The organism is uncultured Aquincola sp., from assembly GCF_964001545.1.
Lineage (GTDB): Bacteria > Pseudomonadota > Gammaproteobacteria > Burkholderiales > Burkholderiaceae_C > Aquincola.
The window spans coordinates 1-7,370 of the sequence record NZ_CAXFDV010000453.1 but is presented as its reverse complement, the minus strand read 5'-3'; the positions used below and the strand labels follow the sequence as shown (position 1 = coordinate 7,370).

Genomic DNA, 7,370 nt, shown 5'->3' with positions numbered 1-7,370 from the left:
TCCTGGGCGGCTTGAATGCGCAGAAGTACATCAAGCTCACCGGCACCTCCAAGCCCACCGCCACGCGCGATCTGGCCGAATTGGTGGCGGCTGGCTTGCTGTGGACCCATGGACAGGGCAAGGCCTTGCGCTACTACCTGGACATGCCCGGCTGAGACAATCCCCCCCATGTTCCAGCCCAGCCAACACGACGTCCGCCGCTTCTTCTGCGAGGTGCTGCGCAAGCAGCGCGAGGGCATGCCGCTGGTGCCGATGGAGGCGGTGGCGGCGCCGTGGATCGACCAGCACCCCGAGTACCACGCCGACCTGTCGGACCTGGAGGCGGCGCTGGCCGCCAGCTACACGGTGGAAGAAGGCCGCACCAACCCCTTCCTGCACCTGAGCATGCACCTGTCGATCAGCGAGCAGGTGTCCATCGACCAGCCCACCGGCATCAAGCAGGCCTTCGGGCTGCTGGCAGCCAAGCTGGGCTCGGCGCATGAGGCGCAGCACCAGATGATGGAATGCCTGGGCGAGATGATCTGGGCCTCGCAGCGCAGCGGCCTGCCGCCCGACGGCCAGGCCTACCTGGAATGCGTGCGGCGGCGCGCCACACGCTGAAGCCACCCGCGGTGGCCTAGCGGCTGGCCCAGAACGCCTGCTGCATCGCCACCGTCTCGGCGGCGATCTCAGGCACCGGGCCGATCAGGTCCACCGGCTTCTGGCAGTGGTCGAAGACGTAGCGCGAGGGCACGCTCATCGTCGGGTTTTCTGCGTGGCTGCCGGTGGCCTGCAGCAGCTGCTCTTCGGTCATGCCGAAGACGATGCGGCCGATGTTGGCCCAGTAGGCGGTGCCGGCGCACATGCAGCAGGGCTCCACCGCGGTGTACAGCGTGCAGCCCCGCAGGAACTCGGGCGTGAAGTTGGTGGCCGCCACGCGGGCCAGGGTCGACTCGGCATGATTCACCGTGTCGATGTTGCACTGCTCCAGCAGCACGGTTTCCTGGTCGGGGCCCACCAGCACCGCACCGAACGGATGGTGGCCCAGGGCCACCGCCCGCTGCGCCACTTCGTTGGAGCGGCGCAGGTGCCTGAGGATCTGCTCGTGCGTGGGCTTCAGGCCCTGCGGCGGGTAGCCGGCCACGCGCGCCGCCTTCAGCCGGCCGAGGCCGCCACCACCAGCGACGGCTTGCCGCCCGGGAAGCGCTTGCGGATGGACTGCTCGATGCCCGCCGCATCCAGGCCGATGCCGGCCATCAGCTTGGCCGGATCGCCATGCTCGATGAACTCGTCGGGCAGGCCCAGCGACAGCACCGGCTTGTTCAGGCCGGCGCGCTGCAGCGCTTCCATCACCGCCGATCCGGCGCCGCCCATCACGCAGCCGTCTTCCACCGTCACGATGGCGTCGTGCGTGCGCGCCAGCTCGGCCACCAGGGCTTCGTCCAGCGGCTTGGCAAAGCGCATGTTGGCGACGGTGGCGTCCAGCTTGTCGGCGGCGGCCAGCGCCGGGTACAGCAGGGTGCCGAAGGCCAGGATGGCGATGCGCTGGCCGCTGCGGCGCACTTCGCCCTTGCCCCAGGCGAAGTCGGGCAGGTCGGCATCGGTGGCCGCGCCGGCGCCTGTGCCGCGGGGGTAGCGCACGGCCACCGGGTGGTCGCGGCGGTAGGCGGTGGTCAGCGCCTTGCGGCATTCGTTCTCGTCGGCCGGCGTCAGCACCGCCATGTTCGGAATGCAGCGCAGGTAGGCGATGTCGTAGGCGCCTGCATGGGTGGCACCGTCGGCGCCCACCAGGCCGGCGCGGTCGAGCGCAAACACCACCGGCAGGTTCTGGATCGCGACGTCGTGAATCAGCTGGTCGTAGGCACGCTGCAGGAAGGTGGAGTAGATGGCCACCACCGGCTTGAGCCCCTCGCAGGCCAGGCCGGCCGCGAAGGTGACGGCATGCTGCTCGGCGATGCCCACGTCGTGGCAGCGCTGCGGAAAGCGCTTTTGAAACTCCACCATGCCCGAGCCTTCCAGCATCGCGGGCGTGATGGCCACCAGCCGCTGGTCGGTGGCCGCCATGTCGCACAGCCACTGGCCGAAGATGTGCATGAACGACGGCTTGGCCGGCACGCCCGGCTTGGGCAGGCCCTTGGCGGGGTCGAACTTGCCGGGGCCGTGGTACAGGATGGGATCGGCCTCGGCCAGCTTGTAGCCATAGCCCTTCTTGGTGACCACATGCAGGAACTGCGGACCCTTCTTGTCGCGCAGGTTCTCCAGCGTGGGAATCAGCGCGTCCAGGTCGTGGCCGTCGATCGGGCCGACGTAGGTGAAGCCGAATTCCTCGAAGATGGTGCCGGGCACCACCATGCCCTTGGCATGCTCCTCGAAGCGGCGGGCCAGCTCGAACAGGCTGGGCGCGTTCTTCAGCACGCTCTTGGCGCCTTCACGGGCGGCGCTGTAGAACTTGCCGCTCATCAGCCGCGCCAGGTACTTGTTGAGCGCGCCCACCGGCGGGCTGATCGACATGTCGTTGTCGTTCAGCACCACCAGCATGTCGGCCAGCAGGCCGGCATGCGGCACGCCGGCGTTGTTCAGCGCCTCGAAGGCCATGCCGGCGGTCATCGCGCCGTCGCCGATCACGGCCACGGCCTTGCGGTCTTCACCCTTGAGCTTGGCGGCCATAGCCATGCCCAGCGCGGCGGAGATGGAGGTGGACGAGTGCGCGGTGCCGAAGCTGTCGTACTCGCTCTCGTCGCGCCGCGGAAAGCCGCTGATGCCACCCAGCTGGCGCAGCGTGCTCATGCGCTCGCGGCGGCCGGTCAGGATCTTGTGGGGGTAGGTCTGGTGGCCCACGTCCCATACCACGCGGTCTTCCGGCGTGTTGAAGACGTAGTGCAGCGCGATCGTCAGCTCCACGGTGCCGAGGTTGCTCGACAGGTGGCCGCCCGTGCTGCTGACGTTCTGCAGCACGCATTCGCGCAGTTCACGGGCCAGCGCATGCAGGCTGGTGCGGGGCAGCCGGCGCAGGTCGGCCGGGCTGTGGATGGTTTGTAGCAGCGTAGTGGTCATCGCGTGGGGGCGGCCTGGCGTCAGCTGTGGCGCTCGACGACCTTGTCGGCCAGGATGGCCAGGCGCAGCGCATCGGCCAACCCGCTGCGCTGCAGGGCCGCATGGGCCTGGTCGCGCAGTTCGTCGGCGTGGCGCCGCGCGGCATCGAGGCCGAGCACGGACACATAAGTGGGCTTGTTGTGGTGCAGGTCCTTGCCGGCGGTCTTGCCCAGCGTTTCGGAGGCTTGCGTCACGTCCAGGATGTCGTCGACCACCTGGAAGGCCAGGCCGATGGCCGAGCCGTAATCGGACAGCGCCGCCCAGGCCACCGGCGTGATGTCGCCGCAGGCGGCGCCCATCAGCACGCTGGCCTGCAGCAGGGCGCCGGTCTTGCGGCGGTGCATGTCGCGCAGCGCGGCTTCATCGAGCGGCTTGCCGATGCTGGCCAGGTCGATGGCCTGACCGCCGGCCATGCCGGCATGGCCGGCCGCGCGGGCCAGCAGCGAGCACAGCCGCGCCTGCAGCGCGGGCGCCACGCCGGCGTCGGGCGTCAGCACCTCGAAGGCCAGGGCCTGCATCGCATCGCCGGCCAGCATGGCCTGCGCTTCGCCGAACTGCACGTGCACCGTGGGCTTGCCCCGGCGCAGCACGTCGTTGTCCATGCAGGGCATGTCGTCGTGCACCAGCGAGTAGGCGTGGATCAGCTCCACCGCGCAGGCGGCGCGCATCGCGGCCTCGCGCGAGCCGCCCACCGCCTCACAGGCGGCCAGCACCAGCAAGGGCCGCAGCCGCTTGCCGCCGTCCAGCACGCCGTAGCGCATGGCCACGCCCACGCCGGCCGGCGCATCGGCCGGCACCCATGCGTCGAGCGCAGCCTCGACCGACGCCAGTTCGGCGCGGGTCCAGGCGTCGAAATCGTCCACCTTCATCGTGTCCCTCGTGCTGTGCATGCCGGGCCGCCCTCAGGCGGACGTCCAGGGCTTGAGCTGCCCGTCTTCCAGCACCTTGACCTGTTCCTCGACGGCCTGCAGGCGCGAGCGGCACAGGTTCAGCAGGTCGGCACCCCGCTTGTAGCTTTCAAGCAGGCGGTCCAGCGGCAGTTGGCCGCTTTCCATCGTCTGCACCAGTTGTTCGAGCTCGGCCAGCGCATCCTCGTAGCGAAGCGCTGGCAGCTCGGCGTCGGCCGCCTCGGGCTTCGCGGTCATTCGGCTGGGCATCTCGTCTTGTGAAAAAGTCAGGTCGGTGATTGTAGACAGCCCGACTCCCCCCACCTGCATCCGTATCCCATCCTTGACGGATTGACGCCGGATGTTTCGCCTGGTTGCCCGTGGCGCCCCACGGGCATACCCCCCGGGTACAATGTTCGGCTCGCTTTTCGGGGGACTCCCCGAGAAATTCCTTCAAACCCGCCATCTCGTGGCGGGGGGTTGACATTGGTTTTTGGAGATCCTGGGGATCATGTCCGACCTGAGCATCAAGCTTGCCGCGCTCGAACGCAACCGCACCCAGCTGTCGGTTGACACCTACTTCAACGAGGACCGGTTCCGCAGGGAACAGGAACTCATCTTCCAGCACGGTCCCCGCTACGTCGGGCACACGCTGGCCGTGCCCGAGGTGGGGGACTACTACGCGCTGCCGCAAGAAGGCGAAGGCCGCGCCCTGGTGCACACCCGCGACGGCATCGAGCTGGTGTCCAACGTCTGCCGCCACCGGCAGGCGGTGATGCTGCGTGGCCGCGGCCACACCCGCAGCCACATCGTGTGCCCGCTGCACCGCTGGACCTACGACCTGCACGGCCAGCTGGTGGGCGCCCCGCATTTCCAGCAGGACCCCTGCCTGCACCTGAACAACTACCGGCTGCGCGAGTGGAACGGCATGTTGTTCGAGGACAACGGTCGTGACATCGCCGCCGACCTGGCCCAGCTGGGCCCACGGGCGGCACTGGACTTCGGCGGCTACGTGCTGGACAAGATCCACACCCACGAGTGCGACTACAACTGGAAGACCTTCATCGAGGTCTACCTGGAGGACTACCACGTCGGCCCGTTCCACCCCGGGCTGGGCAGCTTCGTCACCTGCGACGACCTGCGCTGGGAGTTCGGCCGCCACCACTCAGTGCAGACGGTGGGCGTGCACAAGGCGCTGGAAAAGCCCGGCTCGGCGATCTACCGCCGCTGGCACGACGCGGTGCGCAACTTCAGCGGCGGGCAGACGCCGCCGCACGGCGCCATCTGGCTGACCTACTACCCGAACATCATGGTCGAGTGGTATCCGCACGTGCTGGTGGTGAGCACGCTCTACCCCAAGGGCCCGCAGAAGACCACCAACGTGGTGGAGTTCTACTACCCCGAGGAGATCGTCGCCTTCGAGCGCGAGTTCGTCGAAGCCCAGCAGGCCGCCTACATGGAAACCTGCGTGGAAGACGACGAGATCGCGCTGCGCATGGACGCCGGCCGCAAGGCCTTGTTCGAGCGTGGCGACGACGAATGCGGCCCGTACCAAAGCCCGATGGAAGACGGCATGAAGCACTTCCACGAGTGGTATCGCGCGTCCATCCAAATGAAACGGTGATGGAGCACCCGGTCCCGTGAGTACACGGGCCCACCCGCCGGGCGGGTGGCGCGGCCGCCTTCGGAGCGGCCGGGCGCCGGCCGCGGGGCCTGACGCACGGCGGACATCGCGGTGAGCAAGCACTTGCCACAATGGGGCGGATGATGTCCGCTCCTTTGTTGATGGTGTCCGCCGCCTTCCTCTTCGCGTCGATGGGGGTGTGCGTCAAGCTGGCGTCGGCCTACTACCCGGCCGGCGAGATCGTGTTCTACCGGGGCCTGATCGGCGCCCTCTTCATCGCCGGCGTGGCCCGGGCGCGCGGCGGCACGCTGCGCACGCCGGTGCCGATGATGCATCTGTGGCGCAGCGTGGTCGGCGTGGCCTCGCTGGTGCTGTGGTTCTATGCGCTGGGCAATCTGCCGCTGGCCACCGCGATGACGCTGAACTACATGTCGTCGATCTGGATGGCGATGTTCCTCATCGGCGGCGCGGTGCTGGTGAGCTTCAACGGCAGCGGCCAGCCCGCCAGCCACGGCATCGACGGCCGGCTGGTGGTCACCATCGTGCTGGGCTTCGTCGGCGTGGCCCTGGTGCTGCGGCCCACGATGGACAGCCACCAGCTCTGGTACGGCGTGGCCGGCCTCATCTCCGGCATGTTGGCCGCGATGGCCTACCTGCAGGTCACCGCGCTGGGCCGCATCGGCGAGCCCGAGTACCGCGTGGTCTTCTACTTCTCGCTGGGCAGTTGCACCGTGGGTGCCAGCACCATGCTGGTCAACGGCGTGCACAGCCACACCTGGCAGGGCTTTGCGCTGCTGGTGGCCACCGGCCTGCTGGCCACCAGCGCGCAGATGATGATGACCCGCGCCTATGCCATCGGCCATGCGCTCACCAACGCCAGCCTGCAGTACCTGGGCATCGCCTTCGCGTTCGGCTACGGCGTGCTGCTGTTCGACGACCCGGTGACATGGATGGCGCTCGGGGGCATGCTGCTGATCGTCGGCGCCGGCCTGGGCGCCACCTTGCTGCGGGCCCGCCAGGCGCCTGCCGTGTCCAACAACTCGGTGGAAACATGAAACTCACCCGCCCGCTGATCTCCGCGCCCGCGCTGCGCGCCCTGCTGGATGCCGGCCAGCCCGTGGTGCTGCTGGACTGCGGCTTCGACCTCACAGACGCCGCGGCCGGCGAGCGCGCCTACGCCGCCGGCCACCTGCCCGGCGCGCTGTACGCCCACCTGGACCGCGACCTGTCGGGCGACAAGTCGGCCGGCCCTGCCCAGGGCGGCCGCCACCCGCTGCCGACGCGCGAGGCCTTTGCGGCCACCGCCGGCCGCTGGGGCGTGCGGCCGGGCGTGGCCGTGGTGGCCTACGACGCGCAAGGCGGACCCTACGCCGCCCGCGCCTGGTGGCTGCTGCGCTGGCTGGGCCATGCCGAGGTGGCGGTGCTGGACGGCGGCCCGGCCGCCTGGCAGGCCGCTGGTGGCGCGCTGAGCACCGAAGCCGCACGCCCGCCGGCCGAACAGGCGCCCTACCCCGCCGCGGCGGAGCCCGGCATGCCCACCATCAGCGCGGCCGAGCTGCTGCAGCAGGCCGGCCGCGTGCGGCTGTTCGACGCCCGCGCGCCCGAGCGCTACCGCGGCGAGGTGGAGCCGCTGGATGCGCAGGCCGGCCACATTCCCGGCGCGCGCAACCGCTTCTTCAAGGACAACCTGGGCACCGACGGCCGCTTCAAGCCGGCCGACACCCTGCGGGCCGAATGGGCGGCGCTGATCGGCCGCCCGGGTTCAGAATGGGGCGTGGTGCAGCAGT

The 7,370-nt window shown here is 69.5% G+C and carries 8 protein-coding genes; 4 read left to right on the top strand and 4 right to left on the bottom strand.

Annotated elements, in window-relative coordinates; translation table 11 throughout:
- Positions 1–168 precede the first annotated feature (168 nt).
- Positions 169–600, top strand: a complete 432-nt coding sequence (locus tag ABNT58_RS15560; protein WP_348754372.1) for a DUF1841 family protein — start codon at positions 169–171, stop codon at positions 598–600.
- Between the two features lie 16 nt (positions 601–616).
- Here the strand turns inward: ABNT58_RS15560 and ABNT58_RS15555 are convergent, their stop codons facing one another.
- The 4 genes from ABNT58_RS15555 to xseB are packed head-to-tail and all read right to left on the bottom strand — an operon-like array spanning position 617 to position 4,217.
- Complete coding sequence (locus ABNT58_RS15555) at positions 617–1,123, bottom strand: nucleoside deaminase (protein ID WP_348754371.1); 507 nt, start codon at positions 1,121–1,123, stop codon at positions 617–619.
- Between the two features lie 11 nt (positions 1,124–1,134).
- Positions 1,135–3,033 (bottom strand): 1-deoxy-D-xylulose-5-phosphate synthase, encoded by a 1,899-nt coding sequence (gene dxs / locus ABNT58_RS15550; protein ID WP_348754370.1) that lies wholly within the window; start codon positions 3,031–3,033, stop codon positions 1,135–1,137.
- A gap of 20 nt (positions 3,034–3,053) precedes the next feature.
- Positions 3,054–3,941, bottom strand: coding sequence for a polyprenyl synthetase family protein (locus ABNT58_RS15545; protein ID WP_348754373.1), 888 nt, complete (start codon positions 3,939–3,941; stop codon positions 3,054–3,056).
- Between the two features lie 33 nt (positions 3,942–3,974).
- A complete protein-coding gene (gene xseB, locus ABNT58_RS15540) occupies positions 3,975–4,217 on the bottom strand; it encodes an exodeoxyribonuclease VII small subunit (RefSeq protein ID WP_348754369.1) in 243 nt (80 codons plus the stop codon).
- A gap of 253 nt (positions 4,218–4,470) precedes the next feature.
- On the opposite strand from xseB, the gene ABNT58_RS15535 reads away from it, so the two are divergent.
- The 3 genes from ABNT58_RS15535 to ABNT58_RS15525 all read left to right on the top strand — a co-directional run.
- Positions 4,471–5,583 carry an aromatic ring-hydroxylating dioxygenase subunit alpha gene (locus ABNT58_RS15535; protein WP_348754368.1) on the top strand — a complete coding sequence of 371 codons (1,113 nt, stop codon included), beginning with the start codon at positions 4,471–4,473 and terminating at the stop codon, positions 5,581–5,583.
- Positions 5,584–5,723: 140 nt separating this feature from the next.
- Positions 5,724–6,638 carry a DMT family transporter gene (locus tag ABNT58_RS15530; protein ID WP_348754367.1) on the top strand — a complete coding sequence of 305 codons (915 nt, stop codon included), beginning with the start codon at positions 5,724–5,726 and terminating at the stop codon, positions 6,636–6,638.
- On the top strand, positions 6,635–7,370 hold a 736-nt coding region (locus ABNT58_RS15525; RefSeq protein ID WP_348754366.1), incomplete at its 3' end, for a rhodanese-like domain-containing protein. The genes ABNT58_RS15530 and ABNT58_RS15525, both read left to right, overlap by 4 nt.

What these genes read in the sequence shown, in the direction of transcription:
- ABNT58_RS15560 (WP_348754372.1), top strand. Translation starts at nt 169, where the DNA reads ATGTTCCAGCCCAGCCAACACGACGTCCGCCGCTTCTTCTGCGAGGTG.
- dxs (WP_348754370.1), bottom strand. Translation starts at nt 3,033, where the DNA reads ATGACCACTACGCTGCTACAAACCATCCACAGCCCGGCCGACCTGCGC.
- ABNT58_RS15545 (WP_348754373.1), bottom strand. Translation starts at nt 3,941, where the DNA reads ATGAAGGTGGACGATTTCGACGCCTGGACCCGCGCCGAACTGGCGTCG.
- xseB (WP_348754369.1), bottom strand. Translation starts at nt 4,217, where the DNA reads ATGACCGCGAAGCCCGAGGCGGCCGACGCCGAGCTGCCAGCGCTTCGC.
- ABNT58_RS15535 (WP_348754368.1), top strand. Translation starts at nt 4,471, where the DNA reads ATGTCCGACCTGAGCATCAAGCTTGCCGCGCTCGAACGCAACCGCACC.
- ABNT58_RS15530 (WP_348754367.1), top strand. Translation starts at nt 5,724, where the DNA reads ATGATGTCCGCTCCTTTGTTGATGGTGTCCGCCGCCTTCCTCTTCGCG.